The sequence below is a fragment of the Terriglobales bacterium genome (assembly GCA_035651655.1).
In the GTDB taxonomy this organism is placed as follows: Bacteria; Acidobacteriota; Terriglobia; order Terriglobales; family Acidobacteriaceae; genus DASRFG01.
The window spans coordinates 12,515-35,913 of the sequence record DASRFG010000006.1; the positions used below are offsets into that span (position 1 = coordinate 12,515).

The following is a 23,399-nucleotide window of genomic DNA, read 5'->3' on the forward strand; positions in this document are numbered from 1 at the left end:
AGTGAGGATGCGATGCCAAAACTAGTCTTTATGGCGGTCGTGCTGGGTACATTTGGGTCCATGCTCTTCGCGCAACCGCCGAAAAATCCCGTCATGGACACGGTTCGGCACATCTTTGAGCGTCAGCAGAAGAACCTGACCGCCGCTGCCGAGGAAATGCCTGCCGACAAATACAGCTACCACCCGACTCCGCCGCAAATGAGCTTTGGCAAGCTGGTGATGCACATTGCCGAATCGAATGATTTTCTGTGCGCCCGGATCGCGGGCTCGGAGCCGCAAGAGATGAAATTAAAAGAAACTGACGGCAAGGACAAGCTGGTCTCCGCGCTGAAGAAGTCTTTCGATTATTGCGGTGGCGTGCTCGCCAAAGTGGACGATTCCAGATTGGGGAGTGAAGTAAAGCTCTTTGGCGGACGCACTGCGCCGAAAGCTGCCGCCGCGATTTCGCTTACCAACGATTGGGCTGATCACTACGCGGCTGCTGCCATTTACCTGCGGCTGAATGGGCTTCTGCCACCCACGGCGCTGAAGAAAGGCGAGTGACCAAATCGATCCGAACCCACGTGGGTAGAGAAGCTTTCCAAGGCGAGACACTCACGTAGGGACAGCCGCCCTCGGCTGTCCAAGGGGCGATCGTACTCTCGCCAGCACAGGCGAGGCGCCTGTGCCCACGTGTGTAAAGAAGCTTTCCAAGGCGAGACGCTCACGTAGGGACAGCCGCCCTCGGCTGTCCAAGGGGCGATCGTACTCTCGCCAGCACAGGCGAGGCGCCTGTGCCCACGTATGTAGAGAAGCTTCCCAAGGCGAGACGCTCACGTAGGGACAGCCACCCTCGGCTGTCCAATGGGCGAGCGTACTCTCGCCAGCACAGGCAAGGCGCTTGTGCCCACGTGGGTAGAGAAGCTTCCCAAGGCGAGAACACTCACGTAGGGACAGCCGCCCGATGCGCTGCCCAAACGCGCCCGTAGCGATGAGCAGCAGTACAGCTCGAACAAGTGGACTTTTCACGTCAACACTTTACGCCAAACCAACAGGCGTTCATCAACATTGTTGAATGTAACCAGGCGATTACACTCATTGACCCGGATGATGAGTGAAATTGCGATTTTTCGACAATTAGGTAGCTACTGATGTCCAGACTTGCTTGTTTCGATTGTGATAACAGGTAGGCATGTCTTCACCTCAACGGTCGCGGGCAGATCGGCAACGACTTGGGTGCTGACGTAATAACGTTTGTCCCCTTCTGGGGAACCGGACAACGGGCAGCCATCATCAAGTTGGAATCGGGTTGTCACTCGCAACGACGTGGCCATGGCAGTTGAAAACGTCCACTGTTTTAATGCGGATTCCACCGCATGGCGGAACAGAGGATGAGCGGAGACAACCTTGGCGGAATCGACTGTCCCATCAGCTTTGACGGCGATATCTGCCACCGTTGTGCCCTCTATTCGCGAAAGCCATGCGGCGACTGGATAATCAGGTGCAACGAAATGTTTCACAGACAGTGGTGTTTGTGCGAATGCAGCAACACATAGCAGCGCGGTTGCGATGACATACTTGTAGGACATGTTTCCCCCTTTTAAAAGGGCTGATCTGATTTTCGTCGGAATTATAGAACCCTAGTTGGCGAAAGCAGGCGTTAGCACAAGCTTGCGCTTCCCGTTCGCCTTTTTCACGGTTGATGAGTGAAATGGGGATATTACGTCAACCATCGCCGGAACCCTATTTCTTAGGTTGTCGAGACACTTCCCACAACTGCCAAATCTCAGAAGCAATTTGCGTATATCGCTCAGGTGGGCCAGCGGTCGCCACGTCGAACCAACGAACAAATTCCTCATGGACAACACTGCACACGTCATCGGCAGACTGGCAGCCATAGATACGCGGCAAGATGCTTCCTGCCTCCGCTTGATACTCATCGGGGTTGACCTCAAAGTTGATGCCGACTGGATCGTGGCGAAACAAAAGTGCGGCGGTGGAATCAAACAGTTCGCCATACTTCGCCTTGAGCTGGCGGCGCTCTTCGAGAATATCCTCGCGTGTTCTGGGCATGGCGTGTAGTGTGCTACGAGGCTCGTCGGTATTCAAATCTATCAGATGCGGCTCAACTGTCGAGAACAGGCGATTACACTCAAAATGCCTCACGAAGGGTCTGCCTGACGGTAGCGACCTTATTCCCCCGTGAGCCCTTTTACGATCCCAAGCGTAAGGCTTTCCAGCAGCAGAATGCTCTCTGTTTCAGTTAACGTGCGCTGCCTGTGCGCTGACCTTATTTCGGCTAATCGCTTCAACAGCTTGCAGTGAATAACAATTCTCAGAAGCGGTCTTCACGTCTACAAAACCCGCTCCCGCGTGAGGAAATTCGGGCAAAAACGTTTCCGCGAATCCTGCCTTGTGTGAAAGAGACGTTGACCCTATCCCGGAGGTTGCCGGGGCATAAAGAACAAATTCCGGAATCGCAAGATTCCACTTAACTCCAATGCCCTTTTTGCAGTTCGCAGCCTGTTGGAACGGGCCAAGAAGAAAGGGGCAGCATTGCCGGACCATTACTTGCTTCCACACCGCGCTAAAGCAAGCCCACTCTTCGGTGCTCTTTGTCGCCACTGAGCTGTTCCATTTTTGATAATTTCAGCCAGGCGACGTCTGCGTCTTCTCCGAAGGAAACGCCAACAAAATACGTGCTCGTCAGCGTGTACGAACAAACCCATTCGGTACGAAACCGTGCGTTGACGAACCTCGCACCGTTGCCGCATGGGAAGAGCTGGCCGAAAAAGATTTGCTGCCTGAGAACATGCGCAAGGCGAGACTCGGCTGTCCAAGGCTAGCTTCGCTAGCCGCTGCCCTTTGATTTTCTACTCGATTTGTACCAGGCCGCCTGCGGGAACCGTCTCAGCCGGTCGTTGTGGCGAGCGCCATGCGTCAATGCAGGAGACCTGATGAACGCATGAAACTGTGCAGTGCGGGGCGCAGGATTTTTCAGTGACGTATTCACGCCGAATGTCCTGCACTGTGTATTGCGCGAGCGGCTTGGCAGGATATCCGCGCTGTTGCGAGCAGTAATGCACCAGCCCGTCCTCGCAGATGTAGAGGTAGCGCGCGCCGGCTCTGCAGCGCCATTGGTTGGGACGGCCGTCGGCGATATTGTCCTGGAAAAAATTAATGCGGGCGTAGCTGCCCTTTTCCATGGCTTTCATTTGCCGATACACGTCCCGTTCTTTCAGGCCGAGCGGCTGCAACTGTCCAGCGCCGTCATGAATGATGCCTACGGTCGAAGTGAATCCCAGTTCCGTGGCGCGGCGTCCCACTATAAGCGCATCGTTCGGATCGTGAATGCCGCCGCCAACTACGGAATTGATATTGACGTGAAAGTCGGCATGCTCGGCCAGCAATTGCAGCTTCTTGTCGAGAACTTTGAGGCTCTTCTTTGAGACCTCATCCGGATTGACGTTATCTATGCTGATTTGCAGATGCTCCAGCCCGGCACGGTTCAGCCTTTGAATGCGCTCTGCGGTTAACAAATACCCGTTTGTAATCAATCCGGCGATGATTCGGTGCCGCCGCACCCGGGCGATGATCTGGTCGAGCTCAGGGTGAAGCAGCGGCTCGCCACCGCTCAGGGTGATGATCGTAGTCCCCAGCGCAGCTAATTGATCCACCCGCTCGAACAGCGTCTCCAGGGGCACCGGCTTGGAATAGTCGTCGTATTCATTGCAATAAGCGCAGGAGAGATTGCAGCGCCGGACAGGGATGAGGTGCGCCAGTATGGGATGCTCTGTGTCCGTCAGCCCCTTGAAAATCATCCGCCATTCGCGCAAATGGCGATGAGTGGCAAGCAGCCGACGACCTAGGCGCACGCGGGCAGTAGGCATAGTTTCGGTGTTATTAGTAAATCACAGCGACTCTATAACTTGCAGCCCGTCGCATCGGGTGGAACATTTCCCGTAGTAAATGGTAGTTTCTCGGGGCTGACAAAACCGGCATTTAGCGCAGCCCTACCACGCCTCTTACCGCCTCAATGAGTTTGGCGGAATCGTAGCCAACGCCGTCTTTGAAGACCGTCTCCACCTTCTCGATGTCATCAATCCTGGTGGAAGGATCACCATGAATCACCACCAGGTCTGCTGCTTTGCCCGGGGCGATAGAGCCAAGCTTCGCCGATTCCCCCAGAAACTCGGCGCCGTTTGCGGTTGCAATATGAATGGCCTCCACCGGCGTAAAACCGGCCTCAACCAGCAATTCCAGTTCACGCTGATCGCCGAAACCCGCCAGCACGCCGCCGATCCCGGTGGGATCGCTGCCGGCTAATAGCAGTCCGCCGGCCTTGGCAAAGGCGTGTTCGAATTGCATCTCTTTCTTCAGCAGGGTCAACTCATCTGGACTTTGCTGGCGGGCGCGCAGTTCCAGATAACTTATGCGTGCCTCGGGCAGCATAGAATCAAGAACTTCTTTGCGCAGCGGAGGGCGGCCGGGAACGTCCAGCTCAAACACCGGCAAAGTTGAAGTAACCGAGACATGATGTTGAATCAGGTAATGCATCATCTGCTGCACGGCGGGACCTTCCACATCCTGCTTCAGGAGAGATTCTGAGGTTTCCTTCCCGCTGGGACATTGGTCAGGTTTCTTGCCCGGCACCCACTCGGTATCAACAAAGAGCGGTCCGTGTTCCAGATCATCAATGCCCAGGCTGGCAGCCTCGGTAGAGCCGATGGAGCACAGGTGGCCCGTCACTTTTATGCCGCGTTTGTGTGCTTCTGTAATGGCGGCGCTCAGCTCGGCGCGGGTGATTTGCATGTACGCCTTAAATGAAGTTACCCCCTGGTCCGCCCAGTAATTCACCATCTTGCGAGCATCGTCTGGCCCGGTTAGTTCGTGCAGTTGCGGAAAATAAGAATCAGGGCCTTCCAGGTAAGGACCGGTGACGTGAATCTTGGGACTTGGCAGCTTTCCTGCCGCTACTTGCTTCGCCAGGTTGAGATCGGTGTACGGCTCCAGGCTGCCCGCGGTTCGGATGGAGGTGACGCCACACGCAAGATAGAGCCGTGGAAAGCTGAAGCCCTGCTGGTTAATGAGTGGCCCTGGCGCTGCCACCTTTCCGTCCGGGGTCTCGGAGAACCCGGCGGTGTAGTACAGATGCTCGTGCATCATTACCAGGCCGGGAATCACGGTGTATCCAGGAAGATCGAGCACACGGGCCGTTGACGGAGCAGACGTGGTGGCCGCATCACCCATTTGCTGAATTTTTCCATCCGCTAGAATGATTGTCTGATCGTTTCGGGCGGGAGCTCCCGTTCCGTCAATTACTCGCACGTGGGTCAGTGCCACAACCGGCGAGTCCACTTTGACAAACTGCTTCACTTCCGGCGAGAGAATGGACGCTTGTTGCGCGACTGCAATGCTGCAAGTCAAAAGCCACAGCAAGCACCGCAACGGTTTAAGCACGAGGTAATCTCCTTCGTAATTTCGGGAAACCTGCCCACTTATCGGCTGACTGTGGAGCGCTCATGGCCGGGTGCGGCTTTGGAGCTATCGCTGCTCACCGCTTTTCGGATTGCAGCGCGCGCAAGAATACGCGTTGAGTCGAGTGTGGGCAAGGGCGACGCTTCCGGTGTGACCAGCAGCGGAATTTCGGTGCATCCCAGCACGACGGCGTCGCAACCCTGGTCTTTCAATGTGCTGATCACCGAAACAAAGTAGTCCAGCGACTCGGCTGTAAAGCGGCCGTTCACCAGTTCATCCATGATGATCTGGTCAATGCGCTCGCGTTGCTTCGCGTCTGGGACGCGGTACTCGATTCCGGCGGAAGATAACTTCGCGGGATACACCGGACCTTCCATGGTGTAGCGCGTTCCAAGGACGGCGAGACGTTTGTAGCCGTGACGAGAGGCTTCGTGAGCCACTTCTTCCACAATGTGCAGCCAGGGCAGTGGAGAACGCTGGACCACATATTCAAACGATCTGTGGATAGTGTTGTCCGGGCAGATGAGAAACTCAGCGCCGATCGTCGCCAATTTCTCTGACGAGGAGAGCATCAGGTCGCCAACGCCGGTCCAATCGTCGCGATAGATGTGACGCATGTAATCCGCGAGCGGATGGGTGTGCATGGAAACTTCCGGATGCGCGTGCCGACCCATCAATTCAGCGCCTTCCGAGCAGACGGTGCGATAGCAAAGCGCCGCCCCTTCCGCGCTGCAAGCCACGATGCCAATATGTTGGGCCATAAAGGAGCGTCAGCTACACTTTCGAACCTATGGCTACACCGTCAACCAAGTCCAGATATTGCAGCTTCTTCTCTGCCGACAGGAACGACGCTTCGAAGGAATTGCGGGCAATCTCGCGCAGTTGGTCGTCGCTGAAGCCGAAAGTGTCCTGGGCGAGCTGGTATTCGCGGTCAAGGGACGTACCAAAGATCGCCGGATCGTCAGAATTCAATGTCACCATGATTCCAGTATCGAAGTAGGTCTTCACCGGATGGTCTGCAGCTCGGCGGCAGCATCCGGTTCGCAGGTTACTGGAGATACAAATTTCGAGCGGAACCTGGCGTTGCACCAGTTCGGCCATTAACTCGCGGTCGTACCACGCGCTCAAGCCGTGTCCGATGCGTTCTGCTTTCAGGTTGAGGGCCCCCCAGATAGACTCTGGACCGGCGGTTTCGCCTGCATGCGCCGTGAGTCGCAATCCGTGCTCGCCCGCATAAGAAAAGACCTCGCGAAAAAGCTCCGGCCCGGCTTTGAGTTCATCGCCGCCAATGCCAAACCCGACAACGCTGGCACAACGCTGCTGCCATTCAACCGCGGTCCGCGCGACGCACATTGCCCGCTCCGGGCCGAAGTGTCGCGTGGCATCGAAAATCCAAAGCAGCGAGACCCCAAAGTCATGCTCGCCCCGTTCGCGTCCGCGCTCCATCGCCTCAAAGATGCGATCGAAATCCTTTTTCTGCCACTGACATACTCCCACCGAAACATAGACTTCGGCATGCAACACATTTTCCGAGCGCAGACGCTGCATCAGACGGTACGTGATCAACTCGTAGTCTTCTGGCGTCCACAGCTGCTCGGTAACAGCCTTAAAGGCCATCAGGAAGCCACTGAAATCCCGATACTGGTAAATCTGCTCGACGCCCGCCAGCCCACCATTTGAAATTCCATGCCGCTGGCGCAGTTCGAGCAGAGTTGCCGGCTCAACCGCGCCTTCCAGGTGAAGATGCAACTCTGCTTTGGGTAGTGAGCGTATGAACTCGCTCACCTGAATCGAAGCCTCTGAATTTTCCTCGGAGATGGGTTCGGCCTGGTTCATCCAGATGGGTGCTCCTTCGATCCTGAGATCCTGTCTCTCGCAAATTCACTGTGCTTGCGACTGTAGAGGCTGTAGACGCTTAAGCCAATTATCAGCCACCCGAAAAAGCGCAGCCAGGTAAGGATGGGCAGCCCGCTCATCAGCAGAACGCAGAAGGTCACGCTGAGCACAGGAGCGACGATTCCGCCCGGCGCCCGAAAGCCACGCACACGCTCCGGCTGCTTGTAGCGGAGAATGATCACTCCAATCGAAACCAGCACGAAGGCGAAGAGAGTGCCAATATTGGAGAGGTCAGCCAGAGTACCGATATCGAGCAGACCTGCCGGAATCCCCACCACGAATCCTGCAATCCAGGTGGCAAGATCCGGCGTGCGGAAGCGGGGATGCACCCGACTAAACAGTTTGGGCAATAACCCATCCCGCGACATGGCGAACCACACCCGTGCCTGCCCCAACTGAAATACCAGCAGGGACGAGATCATGCCCAGCATGGCGCCAAAAAGTACGCCGAGTCGGATCCAGGGCAAACCATGAGAGCCGGTCGCCAGGGTGAGCTTCTTTAGCGAGTTCACCACCGGCGCGGCGTCGTCAATCAAGGTTTGCCAGGGAACGATTCCGGTGAGCACAACCGCCACTGCGATGTACAACACGGTGCAGACCACAAGGGTAGCGATGATGCCAATCGGCAAATCGCGTTGCGGATTGCGGGCCTCTTCGGCGGCGGTAGAAACCGAGTCAAATCCGATGTAAGTAAAGAAAATAATGGATCCACCGGTGAGGATTCCTGACCAACCCATGGGCGCGAAAGGGTGCCAATTCTGCGGGCGCACAAAGTACGAACCGGCCATCACGAATAACAGAATGGCCGCGATCTTTAGCAGGACCATCACATTATTCGCCCTGGCGGATTCGCGGATGCCGCGTACCAGCACCACCGTGAGCACCATCACAATCAGGAACGCCGGAAAGTTGAAGCCGAAGTGCCACCCCGGGACATAGAGCATGTTCCCGTTCAGATCGCTCAGGCCGCTAGGCAGATACGAGGGAGATATCCAGCGCAAGGGTGGGTGCAAGCCGAACCAATCGAGCAGGTCCACCAGGTGGGCGGCGAAGCCCACGCTTACCGCCATGTTGCTGACCGCGTATTCGAGAATCAGGTCCCAGCCGATGATCCACGCGATCAGCTCGCCCATGGTCGCGTACGTATAAGTGTAGGCACTGCCGGCGATAGGAATCATCGAGGCCAGCTCGGCATAGCACAGTGCCGTGAAGGCGCACACTGTCGCCACCAGCAGCAGTGAGAATGCCAGCGCCGGCCCAGCCCCCGGGCGGCCAGTCGTGGCCGTGTGTCTCACCAGGTAATCAAGCAGGGGAGCGTTCAGGATGGAAGAGGTATTGAACTTCTGGCCGGCAATTGCCGTCCCGATGACGGTGAAGATGCCCGACCCGATCACCGCGCCAATGCCAAGCGCGGTCAGAGAAACCGGACCGAGCGTTTTCTTGAGCCTTCGCTCCGGCTCTTCGCAGTCGGCAATTAGCTTATCAATAGACTTCTTGCAGAAGAGCTGGCTGCCGCGTTGCTGTGGCGGTTCTCGGGTAACTGTTGTTCTTTCTGCCACTTTACTCCTGAGGTCGTAGCTCCTGGGTCTGGATATTTTCTAAGCGAGTTTGCGCACAGCTTCGCTGGCCTTATGCGCGCTTGGCCTGCCCACGAGCGAGCTTCCTCACTTTTTGTTTCTTGGAGCCGCGTGGGTAGTCGCGCTTCTTTTGTGGATTCGTCTGCGCCCGCTTTTTGCGTGCAGCACGTTTGGATTTCTTACGCTCTTCCTTGCTCAGCTTCTTCGTGTTTGCCATGAGTACGTGTCGTCTGCTCCAATCAATTGTGAAACCGCTAAAGGCTTTCTAGTTGCGCGTATTTCTCCACCAGCTTCTTCAGGCCGAAGCGAGGGAATTGTACCGTAATCTTCGATTCTTCACCTTCTCCCTCGCGCTGGTAGACCGTTCCCTCGCCATATTTGGGATGCCGGACTTTTTGCCCCGGCCTGAATCCGCGCCGGCCCGAGGGTGCCTCCACTTTCAGCTTGGGACGAGAGAACTTCTTCCCTCGTGAGGCAAAGAACTCAGCGATATTGTCAATCGAGTTGTAGGCCGGCCCGGAATATGTGCGCTTAGGCTTGGTTGAGCCGCCGCTCCATGCCGCGCTCTGATCTTCGTCCTCGTATGCATAATGCCCGGATTCTCCTGCTCCGGAAATATGTGGCGCGGAAACTCTTGTCCGCGAATAGTCAGCCCCGGAATACGAACGGCCACGTGGTGATCCCAGGTCCTCCAGCAACTGCGGCGGAATCTCTTCCAAAAAACGGGAAGCGATCGTCGCTTCGGGCAAGTCGGTCCCATAACGACGTCGATAACGCGCACGAGTGACGATGAGGGTATTCATGGCCCGGGTCATGCCGACGTAGCAGAGGCGGCGCTCTTCCTCAATGTCGTCGGGCATCAACAAAGTTCGGGAGTGGGGGAACAAGCCTTCTTCCAGTCCCGCGAGAAACACCAGAGGAAATTCCAGCCCCTTGGCGGCGTGCAGGGTCATGAGGGTAATCTGCGCGCTGGCATCGTATTGGTCGGCGTCGCTGACCAGGGCAGCGTGGTCGAGAAATTGGTCAAGCGTCTCGCCGCGATCGCGCGAGTCCATCGCCGCATTGACCAACTCGCGCAGGTTCTCGATGCGAGAAAAGGCTTCGGGCGTGTCCTCTTCTTCGAGGCGCTTGATGTACCCAGTGCGATCTATCAGGAACTTCAGGATGTCTGCGGTGTTGGCGTTTCTAGCGCCGGCATCGGTAGCGCCGGCATCCTGCCGGCTTTCATCCGTCAGAGTTCCTTCTGTGGAGTCGTCTTCCAGATCGCCTGCAGACTCGGCCGCCGTGACGGCGGCGCTCCTGTCCCCAAAATCAAACGAGATATCAAGCTCGGTCTGCTCAGGAATATCGCCGTCGCCGTTCTGCTCAATGGCGCCGGCATCCAGTTCGTCCTCAGCCACCCGCAGCCGGGGCTCAGGCCGCGCTGTTTCGGCAAGGCGTGCCGCATAGCTGCCGGCGAGCATGGCGCGAGCATCGTCAATCAGCTCTTTAAAGCCGCGAAGTGCCGCTAAGGCTCGCGGGGGAAGCAGCTGGCCTTCAACCGCGTGGCCGATCACGCCCCATAAGGACAGGCCGGTCTCCAGCGCCAGCCTCTCCAGCGTCTCGACAGTATTTTTGCCAATTCCGCGGGCCGGTGTGTTCAGCACGCGCATCAGGGAAATCGAATCGTCAGGGTTGTGAATCACTTTGAGATACGAGATCAGATCCTTGATCTCTGCCCGATCGTAGAACGAGAATCCGCCGACCACGTGGTACTTGAGTTGGTACCGGCGCATTGCCTCTTCAAACAAACGCGACTGCGAATTGGTGCGGTAGAGCACCGCCGCCCGCGCATCATCGCCTCGCTCTGTAGCTTCTCGTAGATAGCGAGAGATGTAGTCGGCGGCAAAGAGCGCCTCGTTTTCTCCGTCTGGAGCCTCGTAATAGCCGATTTTGGCGCCGCCCTGGCGCTCGGTCCAAAGATTCTTGCCCTTGCGCTTCACATTGTTGGCCACCACCGACGAAGCCGCTTGCAGGATATTCTGGGTGGAACGATAGTTCTGCTCCAGACGGATGATTTTGGCCTCGGGAAAATCCTGCTCAAATTCGAGGATGTTGCGAATGTCGGCGCCCCGCCATGAGTAGATGGACTGGTCTTCGTCGCCCACAGCGCAGACGTTGTGCTGAGTACCGGCCAGCAACCGCATGAGCTCGTACTGCGGCCGGTTGGTGTCCTGGTACTCGTCAACCAAAAGATATTCGAAGCGGCGGTTGTAGCGCTCGCGAACCTCGGCTGAACCCTTCAGCAGCCGAACCGTCTCAAGCAGCAGGTCGTCAAAGTCGAGAGCGTTAGCTTTGCGCAATTCTTTGCGATAAATCTCGTAAATGTGGGCGACGCGCTCCGTCTTGGGGTCGGCCGATTGCAGATAAATCTCCTGGGGATCGAGCATGTGGTTCTTCGCCCAGGAAATTCGTCCCAGCACCGCGCTCGGTGTGAGCTGTTTGTCGTCCAGGCCGAGCCGCTTCATGGCGGCCTTGACTACCTGTTGCTGGTCGCTCTCGTCGTAAATGACAAAGTCCTTTCGGAAACCAACAGCCGGTTCCCCGCTCGCCGGAACGATATTGAGTGCCTCAATGTCTCGCCGGAGTACCCGAACACAAAATGAATGGAAGGTGGAGATCGTAGGTTTGGTAACACCGTGGCCGCCCACCAGCTTGGCGACCCGCTCACCCATCTCCGCGGCGGCTTTATTGGTAAAGGTGACCGCCAGGACGGACTCTGGCCGCACGCCACGGTCTTCGATCAGGTGAGCAATGCGATAGGTAATGACACGTGTCTTACCGCTGCCCGCGCCTGCCAGGATGAGCAGGGGCCCTTGCGTCGATTCAACAGCTTCGCGCTGCTGAGGATTGAGATTGTCGAGTAACGGCACTACCTAAACCTTCGATGGGAATTTCGTCGAACCAGCAACTGCCGGCGAGGCGTTCACGTTGCATTGCTCACAGGGGCAGACTTCGCGCAAGAAAGTCCATGAATAGATGCCCAAATCATGGCCGTCATTCCATTGGAATTTAATCGCGTACTTGCCAACCGGCTGAGCGTGATTGGGCTTTGCCGTCGCTTTGAACATGGGCAGCGCACCGGGAGTTTCTTGGGGCGGCTCACCCGGTTTCCGGCCACTCTTCAGGCGCTCGTCATCGCATAAGGCGCAGGGGCAGGCATCCCGCAAGTAGGCAAACGTGTAACTGCTCCGATGGCCGTCTTTCCACTCGATTTCTACGCCAGTGCCGGTGGTAATGTTCACCTTGACTGACTGAGGATCGGTTTTGAGACTGACCGACATATATTCAGTATCGCATAGGGGCAGTGGCGCAAAACCGCTCTCATCCGCTAAAATCTAGATTCTGCCGACAGTTTCGGAACTTTTCTAAGCGACCAGCGGGAGCGAAAATGGCACAAGTTTGTGATATCTGCGGCAAGTCGCCGCAGTTCGGGAACAAGATCAGTCACGCCCATAACGTGAGCAGGCGACGGTGGAATGTGAACCTGCGGCCGGTGCGGGCGCGAGTGAAGGGCGCCACCAAGAAGCTGCGCGTCTGCACCTCCTGCCTGCGCAGCGGCAAAGTTGTCAAGGCGTAGGAATCCTGGGTGGTGACAAGGTTTGAAAATAAAAGAGGCCGGGATTAAAACCCCGCCCCTTTGTTTTTCCTGCCATGCTTAGCCACGTGTAAGTTTAGACCTTGACACGGTTAGCGCAGCATATCATTTCAGCCCCAGAGCCACCTTCACATTGCTGTCTATTTCGTCAAGTCTCGCACTCAAAAGAGTGCCGAGTGGTGGATATACAACGCATCTTTTTTCGACCGTCGTTGGTTGGTCGCACTTGACCCATGAATCATAGTCAAGGCCAGCTTCGCCACGGTTCAGCTTCGGGCGCAATGAGAACTGCTTGTGTTCAACTTTTGAGATTGGGATTACACACACATCCTGCGAGAATTTATTTAATGCGTCCGAAGAAAAGATTATTGCGGGGCGCTCTTTATCAATGTCCACTAGGCAGACTTCACCCCGGCGAGGGAACCAACCCAAAGGTGTAGCAGCCCTCGCCCAAGCACTCATTATCTATCCCAACTCTTCAGTGCAGCACACTGGAAAGCAATGGTTTCCTCCCGATCATCAATAGAGCCGTAGAATTGCTCAGCCTCTTTTTCTAGCTGAATAATGCGCTCAGCTTCCAGCGCGGACCGCAGCAACTGATTGACTCTCTCGCTGGTAGACTCGGCTCCCTTTGTTTCTTCGATGGCTTGAATTACCTCTTTCTCAAGAGAGAGAGAGCGCGACTCCCTTGCTGATCTGGACGGTCGATTTGGAAGCTTCCAAGCTGTGGCCATAGTTCATCTCCGTTATCGAATTGGCGTCCATTATGTTTACCAATAAGATTGCTGTCAACATTACTAATAGACATTACCATAGATGCCCCAATAGCAAATTGGGTTCACAGCGAGTTAACCTAGTATAAAGCATTTTGTTTGTGGCATTTGCGGATTAAAAAATAATATGGGTTTCCACTTGACTCCCGCTGAAACCTTGTCACTACCGAATCCTGACCACAGAGGGCACGGGAGGATGGATCGGTTCACTTCCAACTTCCTGGGCCCTGGTTTGTCTGTGCTCCTCTGTGACTCCGTGGTTGAAAAAGAGTCAAGCCAGGGCGATTACATCAATCTCCACCAGCACGTCTTTGGGCAGGCGTGCTACCTCCACGGTGGAGCGGGCGGGCGGCGCCGCCTTCCAGAACTTTGCATAAACCTCGTTCATGGCCGCGAAGTCGTTCATGTTCTTCAAAAAAACTGTCGCGCGCACTACTTTTTCCAGCGTTGTGCCCGCTGCCTTAAGAATGGCTTGCAAGTTTTTCAAGACCCGTTCGGTCTGCACCGCGACATCGCCCTGCAGCACATTTCCGTTTGCCGGATCGAGGGCAACCTGCCCTGAAACGAATACGAAACCTCCCGCTCTGATGCCCTGTGAGTACGGGCCAATGGCCTGGGGCGCTTCTTTAGTGGCGATCACGTCTCTCATGCAGTTCTCAATTTCCAGTTCTCAGTTTCAAGTTCCCAATTCCTAAGCGCAGTGTCGTCAACCGTGGCTCTCTGGACACTCGACACTAAGAACTAATTCTTTGTACCCGCTGGACATCGTGTACGCCAGGGATCTTGCGCAACCCCGCAATGATGCGCTCGAGATGCTTTAGGTCGTCAATGTCAATCACCACATCAATGCTGGCCTGGCTATTCGCGGTACGGGCTTCGACGTTGCGGATATTCGTATTGTCATCGCTGATGATCGCGGTGATCTGTTTCAGCATGCCGGCACGATCATCGCAATACAGAGTCAACTTCACCGGATAGCCGCTCGCCGCCGTACCATCCTCACGCGCCCATTCCACCGCGATGCGACGCTCGGACTCATACATAAGATTGATGACGTTCGGACAGTTCTTCGAGTGTACGGCCACGCCTTTGCCGCGGGTCACGTAGCCGACAATGTCCTCGCCACGAATAGGATTGCAGCATCGGGCGCGGTACACCAGCAGGTCGTCGTGGCCTTTTACCTTAATGGCATTGTGGTCGCCTCCAAAAACGCGACGAACAACGCTGCTGATCGTGTTCTGTTTTTCTTCGTCGCCTTCCCCCGGCTGCTCGGTGGCCGCTGGTACCAGTTTTGCCAGCACTTGCCGGGCGGCGAATTTGCCATACCCAATGCCTGCCAGCAAATCGTCTTGCCCGCCCAGACCATAATCTGAGGCTGCGCGTTTGAAGTCCTCTTCTTTCAGGTCTTTGATAGCGATGCGGTATTTGCGCGCTTCTTTTTCCACCAGTTTGCGTCCGATCTCGATCGCCCGCTCGCGCTGGTGGACGTTGAGCCAATGCTTGATTTTGTTGCGCGCCCGCGATGACCGCACCACCCCCAGCCAGTCACGGCTGGGATGGTGCCCGGGCTGGGTCAGGATTTCGACGATGTCGCCGCTATGCAGCTTGTACCGTAACGGCACCATGCGTCCATTGACTTTCGCGCCTACACAGGTATGCCCGACTTCGGTGTGGATGGTGTAAGCAAAGTCCACTGGCGTCGCGTCCCGCGGCAGGATCAGGACCTTCCCTTTCGGCGTAAACGTGTAGACCTCCTCCGGGTAGAGGTCAATCTTTAGAGTATTCAGAAACTCGCTGGGGTCGGAAATGTCTCTTTGCCATTCCACAACCTGGCGTAGCCAGGCCAGGCGCTGCTCGTCGCGGGCGGTGACGGGGCCGTCCTTGTACTTCCAATGGGCGGCGATGCCTTCTTCCGCCATCTTATGCATTTCCTCGGTGCGGATCTGCACCTCGACCGGCGTGCCATTTTCGGCAATTACCGAGGTGTGCAGCGACTGGTAAAAGTTCGGCCGCGGCATGGCAATGAAATCTTTGATCCGCGAAGGGACTGGCCGCCATAGGTTATGAATGAGGCCCAGCACGCCATAACAATCTTGCACCGAGCCAGTAATGATGCGGACCGCCAGCAAGTCATAGATTTGGTCAACCGTAATGTGCTGCCGCAGCAATTTCTGGTGGATGCTGTACAGCCGCTTGATGCGGCTCTCGACCTTGGCTTCAATCCCAGCTTCTTTCAGCTTCTCGCGCAGTATTTCTTCGATCTTGGCCAGGAATTGCTCGCCCGCTTTGCGCCGTGCCTCCACCGCTTCGTGTACCTGCTGGTACCCGATGGGATCCACGTAGCGGAAGCCCAGGTCTTCCAGTTCGCCACGGATTTTGCCCATTCCAAGCCGGTGCGCGATGGGCGCATAAATATCGAGCGTCTCCCTGGCGATTTGCTGTTGTCGTTCGGCCGGCAGGTGCTCCAGGGTGCGCATGTTGTGCAGGCGGTCGGCCAGCTTGATGAGCACCACTCGGATGTCATCCACCATGGCCAGCACCATTTTGCGGACGTTCTCCGCCTGGCGCTCCTCACTGGAGGCGAAGTCTATTTTGCTGATTTTGGTGACGCCCTCGACAATATGGGCTACCTGCTCACCGAATTCCTTGCGGATATCAACGATTGTTACCGAGGTGTCTTCGACGGAGTCGTGCAGGAGACCGGCGGCTATCGCCACCGGGTCGAGCTTCATTTCCGCCAGAACCAGCGACACTTCCACGGGGTGCACCAGATACGGTTCGCCGGAAGCTCGCGATTGTCCCGTGTGGTGGAGCAAGGAATAGTCGTAGGCCTTGCGGATGAGCTCCAGATCGTCGTTTGGGCGGTAGGACTTGACTTGCTTTAACAGGTCACGAAAACGTGTGACCGTCAGCACGTTGGTCGCGATCTGATGGCGCAGGGTCGCCATGCTTGATTATAGACCCAGTTGTAAACGGGTCACCTACGGCCAGTACTTCTGTCACGCGTTGGCGGGTTTCCGATTTCAATCAAGGGGCGTACTCTGGCATTGGGGGAGTCACACAACCTTGGCAGGTCTTCGAGTTTTAGCAACGGGAATGTCAGGACCAGTAGGGGCGGGGCTCCTGCCGGTGCTTTCGGCCGCCGGCCATCGCGTTACCCGGCTGGCGCGTCATGCCGCCACCGGCGAGAGCGAGATTCAGTGGGACCCGGCAACGCCCCTGTCCCCAGAGACCGTGAGCGGCTTCGACGTTGTCATTCACCTGGCGGGAGAGAGCATCTTTGGGCGCTGGACGGAGGCGAAAAAGCAGCGCATTTTGCTGAGCCGAACCCTCGGCACGCGAAATTTGTCGCTGGCCCTCGCCAATGCTTCCAGCAGGCCGCGGGTGCTCATCAGCGGATCGGCAATCGGTTATTATGGCGATCGTGGTGACGAAACACTCACGGAGGACAGTTCGCCAGGAAGCGCATTCCTCACAAAAGTGTGCCAGCAATGGGAAGCAGCCACGCAACCCGCAGCAAGTGCCGGTATTCGCGTCGTCTCATTGCGCCTTGGAGTGGTTTTGAGCCCGCAAGGTGGAGCCCTTGGACAAATGCTTTTGCCGTTCAAAATGGGGGTGGGCGGACGTCTAGGCAGCGGACGGCAGTACATGAGCTGGGTATCAATCAAAGACGTGGTGGGCGCCATTGAGCACGCCATGAGTTCAGACAGTCTGCACGGCCCTACGAATGTTGTATCTCCAAATCCTGTAAACAATGCCGAGTTTACCCAGGCACTCGCTCAGGTGCTGCATCGCCCGGCAATCTTTCCCATGCCCAGGTTCGTAGTTCGCACGCTCTTCGGAGAAATGGGAGACGAATTGCTGCTGTCCAGCGCCCGCGTCCTTCCCAAACAACTTCAAGCCACCGGCTACCGATTCCGCCATCCGGAACTAACCCACGCGCTCAGAGATTTGCTCGGGAAGTAGCATTGTCAGCAAGGGCAGTCTTCGCCGATCAATTTGCGGCTGCCATTGCTTTTTGAAATTCTTCGACGCGCTCGCGCACGCTCAGAACATGCTGCGGCAGCTTCAGGCGGCTGCCTTCTTCAAGGATAGGGATCAGCTTGTCAAACTCCGGCCCGGAGTGCGAGCCAGTGATCATGATGCGGATCGGGTGGAATAGCTCTTTGCCCTTGGCGCCGGTCTCAGTCTTTACCTCGTTAACCATAGCTTTGAAGCGCTCGGGGGTGAGCTGATTGGCCCTCGCCAGATCGTCCGCCAAAATACGTTTCGTAAATGACTCCATTACGGCTTGGGTTTTGGCCCAGCCCATGACTTCAGCATTTTCCGTCGCTGCCAATGCCGCACGCGGGTCGAAGCGGAAGATCATGGATGCCCGCTCGCGAAGTTGATCCAGGCGATCCACGGAAGGCGCCACCAGGTCCAATATCTTTGAGAACCAAGCTTTCAGCGGTTCAGCGACGTTAAGGCTGAGCTGCGCACTCGCGCCTGCGCCGAATAATTCCTTCTCGAAGAAGGGCAGCGCCAGTGTCAGTAATCGCTCCTGTGGAGTTTCCTTGATGTAGTGCCGGTTCAGCCAGTACAGCTTCTCCATGTCGAAGACGGCAGGAGAACGAGTTACGCGCTCAAGCGAGAATTCCTTGATCAATTCTTCTGTGCTGAAGATCTCGCGTGTTCCGCCGCTCGGCGCCCAACCCAGCAATGCCAGATAGTTCGTCAGCGCTTCGGGAAGCACTCCCATTTCGCGAAAGTTGGCAATCGAGGTCGCACCGTGCCGCTTGGACAACCGCTCGCGATCGCCACCCAAGATGGTTGAAAGATGGGCGAACTCCGGCACCTGCCATCCCAGCGCTTCATAAAGTGCCACCTGTTTGGGAGTGTTGGAAAGGTGGTCGTCGCCGCGGATCACATGCGTAATCTTCATCATCGCATCATCAACCACGACCACGTAGTTGTACACCGGCATCCCGTTTGACCGGAGAATGATGGGATCACTCACCGATTCGCTGGCGAACTCGATGGGCCCATGCACAATGTCGTGAAAGCGAATAGGGTGCTCAGGTATTTTCAGGCGGATCGCCGCCGGCTCGCCCGCATCTCTCCGACGCCGTGCCTCTGTCGGATCAAGGGTGCGGCATTTTCCTGAATAAATCTGTTGACGATGCTCCGCCAGGGCAAGCTTGCGCTCGCGCTCGAGCTCTTCGGTCGAGCAGAAGCACAGGTAAGCTTTGCCCTCATGCAGCAGCCGTTCGGCGTGCGTTCGGTAGAGATCCAGGCGATCTGATTGGCGGTAGGGAGCGTATGGGCCACCTGCATCCGGCCCTTCATCCCAATTCAGGCCCAGCCATTTCAAATCATCAATCAGCTGATTTTCAAATCGTGTCTCGCTACGTTCGACGTCGGTGTCTTCGATCCGCAACACCATTGTGCCGCCCCCCTGGCGTGCGAAAAGCCAATTAAAGAGCGCAGTCCGAGCGTTGCCAACGTGGACCTGTCCCGTTGGGGAAGGTGCAAAGCGAACACGAACCGGGGGTTGAGGCGTCACAAATTCGATGTTAGCAGAGGCGCCACCATATACCTTCGTACTTTGACGTGCCGTGCGCCACGCCTTAATGTTCCCCTTCGCAGCGGAGAAAAAGAGACGCTGCGCAAGTTCTCCGTCCACCCACACAACAACAACTCATCAAACGTCGGCCCCGACGGTCAGGAATGGTAATTCCAGGGTTTCGCCACCCCAAGGCGATGCCCACGTCCATGGCCGAATTAGCCAACAGAAGATCATGAGCGAGGGAGGAATTATGAGCAGAAAGTTCTACGTCATTTTGGGAACTCTTAGTCTGATGCTGGTCTCCAGCACGGCTCAGGCACAATCGTTGGCCGCGAAAGTTAGTGTTCCTTTTGCTTTTGCTGCTTCTCAGACCGTATTTCCGGCTGGCGAATATCGCATCATGACCATGAGTCCTGGGCGAGCTGGCACTTTATTAATCAGCGGAGAAGGTCGTCGTGCCTTCATTCTGCCAACCGAGGAGAGATCAATCTCTGAGACCGGCGTTCCTCCTAAGCTGGTGTTCAATCAGTATGGCGGCCGGTATTTTCTCTCAGAAATTTGGCTAAGCGGAGCAGGAGTGATCTGTAAGGTGCATCGAAGCGATCTGGAAATCAGGCTGGCCGGCATGCCCGTTAGCAAGCGGCACCTGGCAAAGATGATTCAAAAAACTACAGATGACAGGTAAGGAGTTTTTTGTTTTGCCATTGGGCTGGCCAGCCAGAACGGTGGCCAGCCACTGGCAAGTCATTTGTCTCAGGCGGGAGTACGGCCAACTTAGTTACAGATTACCGATTTCCCTCTTCGAGAGCTTTCCAACTCTGCTCGGCCGCTTCCTTGCTTAAGTCCTCACGCAATTCGGCGAGAAGCTGTTCGCGCTGCGGACCGTGAAGTTCGCGCTGTAACTCTCGAAGCGCGAGGGCTACGACGTGATAATGGTGCAGACCGCTGAACTCCGGATTTGAAGTAATTTCCAGCCAGACCTGGTGCAGCCGATCTAAGTCCTGCTCTCGTAAGCGGGGAACGTGCGGACCAAGCGGATATATTCGTGAGCTGCCGTCAGGGAAAATTACCTCGAGCTCGACCCGAGGCCGCGGCTCCGGCAGTCTCTCCCAGGCGTCTCCCGTGAGCTTGCCTTGTTCGTAGGCGCTCAGCTTGTTGGAGAGTCCGCACACAATTCTGCTGGATCCCAAACGTTGTGCCGTCACCATGATGGCTTCGAAAACGTCCGCCGCAGGAACCACCAGCAGGTGAACCGGCTTACCTTCCTTTTCAGCCACCGCGACCACTGCCGTAAAAAGTTCCTGCTCATATTGGTCGAACACCTCTACTGCATCAACCACCGTGCTGCCGCTGAAGGTGTGTTCGCGGTGATAGAGCCGCGCCGTCATCACTACCACGTCCTGTTTGTTTGTATCTGTACGCGCAAGTACCTGACGCAGGTAGTACAGGTTGCGCGGGTCGCGCACTGCAACCAGGATATTGCCTGCCCGTACGCCGAGCGCTCCACTTCCCAGTTCCTGATTTCCATACACTCGGAACTGGTCCAGAGTCTCACCTTTACCGGCTCTCTCGCGGGCGACCCGCCGCTCCGAATAAGTAAAAATACAGAAAAATATTCCGCTAAAGATTACGCCTGCGATCGTGGCATCTTGCTTGGTGAGCAGATTTGCCAACGCCGTAAGGAACAGAATAGCGGTGATGATGGCCAGCCCGACTGGTATTTCCTTTCCTCTAATGTAGATGTTGCCGGGCACTTTCCATTGCCGATTCTCAGGCTCGGTATAACGCAAAACGAAAACTGCCAGCGCGTTCAGGGTGAAACTCCATATCACGCCAAAAGCGTACAGCCCCGCCAGCAGGTACACATTGCCTCGGCTGGCCACAATGGTGAGAATCTGCAAACCGACGATCAGATTAATGATGCGGTAGCTGGTGCCGTATTTGGGATGAGGCTTTTGAAACCAGTCGGTGAGCACCTTACCTTCCGCCAATCGGTTCAGAACGCCATTGGCGCCCACGATTGAAGTATTCTGCGCACCCGAAAGAATCAGAACGCCAACTAAAACTACGAAGGCATGGAAAAGCAACTTCAGCATGTAGGGGCCGCTCAGGTACATCGCCAAGCCACCGATCAGATTGGCGAAATACGTGGGACGCACACTATCGGGGATGATCATCACTCCGAAAAATGACACCAGGGAAGTGAACAGCAGGCTGTACACGAAGATGACGAGCCCAGTGCGCTTCAGATTCTGTAGTTTGGGGTGCTCGATCTCGCGATTTACCTGAGCGAGCGTTTCCTCGCCGCTCATCGCCAACACCGAATGTCCAAATCCCACTAACAAGATGACCAGCGTCAGCTGACTTAACCACGTCCCTTCCAGCCAGCCCAACGATGCGTGATCGAGTTTCATAGCGCCGGGATGCAAGGGGCTGGGGGGAAGAGGGGCGGGAGTTTTGATCAGGGTTATCAGGCACCAGGCGATCAGAATCACCACCATTACCGTGGTGATCTTCATGATCTTCATCGCTTTATCGCTGGACTCGTGAATACCCTGAATGTTCTTCCACCAGAAATAGAGGACGACCAGAATGCCGAAGACCGCTGAGAAAGCGTTTGGGGCTACGTGGACTGGACGCCCAAGATAGCGGCCGATGTCCTCTATAAATCCCGCCAGGTATTGTCCGGCGGAAACCGCGCTGATGGGGCCAGTCAGGACGTAATCGAAAAGCAAAGCTGAAACTGAAATTTTGGCCAGCGTACCGCCCATGGCCTCTTTTACGACGCGGTAGACGCCGCCACGCACGAACATGGCGCTGGATTCAATGTAGAGCGCCCGCACGGCATAGCTGAAAATCATTACCGCCAGAATGAACCAGGGAGCACTCTTTCCGATGTAGTGTTCGGCTTCGCCGCCAGCGTAATACGCCGAAGAGGCCAGGTCGGAAAGAACGATGGCTGCCGCTCGCCAAAACGAGATGAAGGTCAACATCACCGTAGTGGCGACGAAAACCTTTACGGCGGGGCGTTTGATGGTCTCTGTGGTGCCGGACATCGTGGGATTGCGGCTACTCTAACGCTGGGTACGCAATCGGCAAAGATAACACATGGACCTGCCGCTTTCAGCCCGAGCGACCCGAGTATGAACGGGTTTTCATGATCCGGAGCGGCGGTGGGATTTAAGAGCGGCTAACTTGATCCGCAGGCATTAAGTATGTGCGTGTAATGCGGTCGTGCCAGCAAAGCGTGTCCTGGTCGAGCAGGCACCAGAAGAAACCCAGGCCCAGCGACAGCGCTGAAAGCGCCATGAACAGCGCCCTCCATCGGCGGAGTTTCTTGCTGGGAACGTTGCCATCAAAACGGCTTAGTCGCAATCGGGCAACGCGCAGGCCAGGAGTGGCGCCGGCGTGCACCAGGGCAAGATATTGGTAAGTCATCCACAACGTGGAAGGCAAGACTGCTGCCAGAAACATAATGGAGCGACCGTGCAGCTCCACTGGCGAGAGCCGCGCGACGATGTAGCCGAACATTACGCTTGCGGTTAACACCACTAACCCATCCACCGCTGCGGCGAAAAAACGTGAAGAAAGAGAAGCCACTTGTAGCGGCAGTTCCAGCGCGGGTGGTTTGAGCGGCTCCTGCTCCTCCAGCAGGATGCCACCGAGCGGTACTTGCTTAGGCACGGCTTCAGGTGCGTCCAGGATACGGGGCTTATCTAAAACCGGAGTTGCGAGCTCATCGGCGGGAGAAGGAGGAGGCAAAAGCGGACGCGGGAACTCGATGATCTTGGGTTCGCTCCTCAGTTCGGCGCTGTTTGCTTCCACAATCAACGGATGAGCGAGGGTTACTTCCCCGAGTGCAAGGTCGTCGCACTCCTCCTGCTGCTGCAGGTTGCTGCGCACCGCAGTTTCCACGCTGGCAGGCATTCGCGAGCTATCAAACGAACGGCTGGCTGGCGAGCATCCGCGCTCCGGGGAATCGAATTTCAAACTCAAGGATGGATACCGTGGCGGACGATGGTGGCGCCGTGAACGATACTTATGTACTCGCGCGCTGACTTCCTGGCGCCAATCTGGATCTAAGAAATCGGGTTGCTCACATTCACCGGCAGACATGTCTTCGGCCAACTGCGCTGGTAAAACCACAGATTCCTTCGAAGGTGCAGCCGGATCGGAACTGGCAATAACGTCGCCTAATTCGCAATCGGCCGCTGGTTCATCCAGGGCAAGAACTTGAGTGCCTGCGCCGTCGGCGTGCTTTGCCGGGGGCTCGGCTGCGATGTCTCGGTGTAGCTCGAACCGAGCGTTGCCGGCTGGAGTAGTAGCCGGGGCGGTCTCCAGGCTTGCGGAAAACAGCTGTTCGCTGATGTTGTTCTCCTCGGGTTCGAGCAGGATCCTCGTCTCTACTTGTGTCTGAGAGGAAAAGAGGTGCGCGCTTCCGGTCACGGCGTCGGAATGCGGCAGGAATCGCGGAGACAATCGCGACCCACAGCGGCACACCTCACCGCAGA

The 23,399-nt window shown here is 56.3% G+C and carries 21 protein-coding genes; 4 read left to right on the top strand and 17 right to left on the bottom strand.

What is annotated here, in order from left to right; all coding sequences use genetic code 11:
• Nucleotides 1-12: 12 nt before the first annotated feature.
• Nucleotides 13-543, top strand: a complete 531-nt coding sequence (locus tag VFA76_03015) for a DinB family protein (protein HZR30808.1) — start codon at nucleotides 13-15, stop codon at nucleotides 541-543.
• Nucleotides 544-1,124: 581 nt separating this feature from the next.
• On the opposite strand, the gene VFA76_03020 is transcribed toward VFA76_03015, so the two are convergent.
• The 10 genes from VFA76_03020 to VFA76_03065 all read right to left on the bottom strand — a co-directional run bounded on the left by VFA76_03020 (nucleotide 1,125) and on the right by VFA76_03065 (nucleotide 12,253).
• Nucleotides 1,125-1,568: an energy transducer TonB gene (locus VFA76_03020; protein ID HZR30809.1), complete on the bottom strand. Its 444-nt coding sequence runs from the start codon at nucleotides 1,566-1,568 to the stop codon at nucleotides 1,125-1,127.
• 154 nt (nucleotides 1,569-1,722) lie between these two features.
• Nucleotides 1,723-2,052: a hypothetical protein gene (locus VFA76_03025; GenBank protein ID HZR30810.1), complete on the bottom strand. Its 330-nt coding sequence runs from the start codon at nucleotides 2,050-2,052 to the stop codon at nucleotides 1,723-1,725.
• Nucleotides 2,053-2,852: 800 nt separating this feature from the next.
• Nucleotides 2,853-3,869: a radical SAM protein gene (locus tag VFA76_03030; protein HZR30811.1), complete on the bottom strand. Its 1,017-nt coding sequence runs from the start codon at nucleotides 3,867-3,869 to the stop codon at nucleotides 2,853-2,855.
• A 112-nt stretch (nucleotides 3,870-3,981) separates the two neighbouring features.
• Nucleotides 3,982-5,439, bottom strand: coding sequence for an amidohydrolase family protein (locus VFA76_03035; protein ID HZR30812.1), 1,458 nt, complete (start codon nucleotides 5,437-5,439; stop codon nucleotides 3,982-3,984).
• A gap of 38 nt (nucleotides 5,440-5,477) precedes the next feature.
• Nucleotides 5,478-6,218 carry an amino acid racemase gene (locus VFA76_03040; GenBank protein ID HZR30813.1) on the bottom strand — a complete coding sequence of 247 codons (741 nt, stop codon included), beginning with the start codon at nucleotides 6,216-6,218 and terminating at the stop codon, nucleotides 5,478-5,480.
• Between the two features lie 13 nt (nucleotides 6,219-6,231).
• Entirely contained in the window at nucleotides 6,232-7,293 is a 1,062-nt protein-coding gene (gene add, locus VFA76_03045; GenBank protein ID HZR30814.1) for an adenosine deaminase, read from the bottom strand.
• On the bottom strand, nucleotides 7,290-8,912 hold the full coding sequence (locus VFA76_03050; GenBank protein ID HZR30815.1) for an amino acid permease: 1,623 nt from the start codon (nucleotides 8,910-8,912) through the stop codon (nucleotides 7,290-7,292). Before VFA76_03050 ends, add begins: the two co-directional genes overlap by 4 nt.
• Before the next feature lie 70 nt (nucleotides 8,913-8,982).
• Nucleotides 8,983-9,147 carry a hypothetical protein gene (locus VFA76_03055; protein HZR30816.1) on the bottom strand — a complete coding sequence of 55 codons (165 nt, stop codon included), beginning with the start codon at nucleotides 9,145-9,147 and terminating at the stop codon, nucleotides 8,983-8,985.
• 37 nt (nucleotides 9,148-9,184) lie between these two features.
• Nucleotides 9,185-11,842 carry a UvrD-helicase domain-containing protein gene (locus tag VFA76_03060; GenBank protein HZR30817.1) on the bottom strand — a complete coding sequence of 886 codons (2,658 nt, stop codon included), beginning with the start codon at nucleotides 11,840-11,842 and terminating at the stop codon, nucleotides 9,185-9,187.
• A gap of 3 nt (nucleotides 11,843-11,845) precedes the next feature.
• Complete coding sequence (locus tag VFA76_03065; GenBank protein HZR30818.1) at nucleotides 11,846-12,253, bottom strand: DUF971 domain-containing protein; 408 nt, start codon at nucleotides 12,251-12,253, stop codon at nucleotides 11,846-11,848.
• 107 nt (nucleotides 12,254-12,360) lie between these two features.
• On the opposite strand from VFA76_03065, the gene rpmB reads away from it, so the two are divergent.
• On the top strand, nucleotides 12,361-12,549 hold the full coding sequence (gene rpmB, locus VFA76_03070) for a 50S ribosomal protein L28 (protein ID HZR30819.1): 189 nt from the start codon (nucleotides 12,361-12,363) through the stop codon (nucleotides 12,547-12,549).
• 123 nt (nucleotides 12,550-12,672) lie between these two features.
• On the opposite strand, the gene VFA76_03075 is transcribed toward rpmB, so the two are convergent.
• The 4 genes from VFA76_03075 to VFA76_03090 all read right to left on the bottom strand — a co-directional run bounded on the left by VFA76_03075 (nucleotide 12,673) and on the right by VFA76_03090 (nucleotide 16,288).
• Nucleotides 12,673-13,029 carry a type II toxin-antitoxin system PemK/MazF family toxin gene (locus VFA76_03075; protein HZR30820.1) on the bottom strand — a complete coding sequence of 119 codons (357 nt, stop codon included), beginning with the start codon at nucleotides 13,027-13,029 and terminating at the stop codon, nucleotides 12,673-12,675.
• Nucleotides 13,029-13,301 carry a hypothetical protein gene (locus VFA76_03080; GenBank protein ID HZR30821.1) on the bottom strand — a complete coding sequence of 91 codons (273 nt, stop codon included), beginning with the start codon at nucleotides 13,299-13,301 and terminating at the stop codon, nucleotides 13,029-13,031. The genes VFA76_03075 and VFA76_03080 overlap by 1 nt, the downstream gene beginning before the upstream one ends.
• 310 nt (nucleotides 13,302-13,611) lie before the next feature.
• Entirely contained in the window at nucleotides 13,612-13,989 is a 378-nt protein-coding gene (locus VFA76_03085; protein HZR30822.1) for a RidA family protein, read from the bottom strand.
• 85 nt (nucleotides 13,990-14,074) lie between these two features.
• Complete coding sequence (locus tag VFA76_03090; protein HZR30823.1) at nucleotides 14,075-16,288, bottom strand: bifunctional (p)ppGpp synthetase/guanosine-3',5'-bis(diphosphate) 3'-pyrophosphohydrolase; 2,214 nt, start codon at nucleotides 16,286-16,288, stop codon at nucleotides 14,075-14,077.
• Between VFA76_03090 and VFA76_03095 the strand changes: the two genes are divergently transcribed.
• Entirely contained in the window at nucleotides 16,287-17,306 is a 1,020-nt protein-coding gene (locus VFA76_03095; GenBank protein ID HZR30824.1) for a TIGR01777 family oxidoreductase, read from the top strand. The two genes, VFA76_03090 and VFA76_03095, sit on opposite strands and share 2 nt — an antisense overlap.
• 28 nt (nucleotides 17,307-17,334) lie before the next feature.
• Here the strand turns inward: VFA76_03095 and gltX are convergent, their stop codons facing one another.
• On the bottom strand, nucleotides 17,335-18,885 hold the full coding sequence (gene gltX / locus VFA76_03100) for a glutamate--tRNA ligase (GenBank protein HZR30825.1): 1,551 nt from the start codon (nucleotides 18,883-18,885) through the stop codon (nucleotides 17,335-17,337).
• Between the two features lie 253 nt (nucleotides 18,886-19,138).
• On the opposite strand from gltX, the gene VFA76_03105 reads away from it, so the two are divergent.
• Nucleotides 19,139-19,573 (top strand): hypothetical protein, encoded by a 435-nt coding sequence (locus VFA76_03105; GenBank protein ID HZR30826.1) that lies wholly within the window; start codon nucleotides 19,139-19,141, stop codon nucleotides 19,571-19,573.
• A gap of 100 nt (nucleotides 19,574-19,673) precedes the next feature.
• Here VFA76_03105 and VFA76_03110 read toward each other — a convergent pair whose 3' ends face one another.
• Nucleotides 19,674-21,944 (bottom strand): APC family permease, encoded by a 2,271-nt coding sequence (locus VFA76_03110; GenBank protein HZR30827.1) that lies wholly within the window; start codon nucleotides 21,942-21,944, stop codon nucleotides 19,674-19,676.
• Between the two features lie 124 nt (nucleotides 21,945-22,068).
• Nucleotides 22,069-23,367 (bottom strand): RDD family protein, encoded by a 1,299-nt coding sequence (locus VFA76_03115; GenBank protein ID HZR30828.1) that lies wholly within the window; start codon nucleotides 23,365-23,367, stop codon nucleotides 22,069-22,071.
• Between the last annotated feature and the right edge of the window lie 32 nt (nucleotides 23,368-23,399).

Excerpts from the sequence above, each read along its gene's own strand:
- VFA76_03015 (HZR30808.1), top strand. The coding sequence starts at position 13 with ATGCCAAAACTAGTCTTTATGGCGGTCGTGCTGGGTACATTTGGGTCC.
- VFA76_03020 (HZR30809.1), bottom strand. The coding sequence starts at position 1,568 with ATGTCCTACAAGTATGTCATCGCAACCGCGCTGCTATGTGTTGCTGCA.
- VFA76_03025 (HZR30810.1), bottom strand. The coding sequence starts at position 2,052 with ATGCCCAGAACACGCGAGGATATTCTCGAAGAGCGCCGCCAGCTCAAG.
- VFA76_03030 (HZR30811.1), bottom strand. The coding sequence starts at position 3,869 with ATGCCTACTGCCCGCGTGCGCCTAGGTCGTCGGCTGCTTGCCACTCAT.
- VFA76_03040 (HZR30813.1), bottom strand. The coding sequence starts at position 6,218 with ATGGCCCAACATATTGGCATCGTGGCTTGCAGCGCGGAAGGGGCGGCG.
- add (HZR30814.1), bottom strand. The coding sequence starts at position 7,293 with ATGAACCAGGCCGAACCCATCTCCGAGGAAAATTCAGAGGCTTCGATT.
- VFA76_03055 (HZR30816.1), bottom strand. The coding sequence starts at position 9,147 with ATGGCAAACACGAAGAAGCTGAGCAAGGAAGAGCGTAAGAAATCCAAA.
- VFA76_03065 (HZR30818.1), bottom strand. The coding sequence starts at position 12,253 with ATGTCGGTCAGTCTCAAAACCGATCCTCAGTCAGTCAAGGTGAACATT.
- rpmB (HZR30819.1), top strand. The coding sequence starts at position 12,361 with ATGGCACAAGTTTGTGATATCTGCGGCAAGTCGCCGCAGTTCGGGAAC.
- VFA76_03075 (HZR30820.1), bottom strand. The coding sequence starts at position 13,029 with ATGAGTGCTTGGGCGAGGGCTGCTACACCTTTGGGTTGGTTCCCTCGC.
- VFA76_03080 (HZR30821.1), bottom strand. The coding sequence starts at position 13,301 with ATGGCCACAGCTTGGAAGCTTCCAAATCGACCGTCCAGATCAGCAAGG.
- VFA76_03085 (HZR30822.1), bottom strand. The coding sequence starts at position 13,989 with ATGAGAGACGTGATCGCCACTAAAGAAGCGCCCCAGGCCATTGGCCCG.
- VFA76_03095 (HZR30824.1), top strand. The coding sequence starts at position 16,287 with ATGCTTGATTATAGACCCAGTTGTAAACGGGTCACCTACGGCCAGTAC.
- VFA76_03090 (HZR30823.1), bottom strand. The coding sequence starts at position 16,288 with ATGGCGACCCTGCGCCATCAGATCGCGACCAACGTGCTGACGGTCACA.
- VFA76_03105 (HZR30826.1), top strand. The coding sequence starts at position 19,139 with ATGAGCAGAAAGTTCTACGTCATTTTGGGAACTCTTAGTCTGATGCTG.
- VFA76_03110 (HZR30827.1), bottom strand. The coding sequence starts at position 21,944 with ATGTCCGGCACCACAGAGACCATCAAACGCCCCGCCGTAAAGGTTTTC.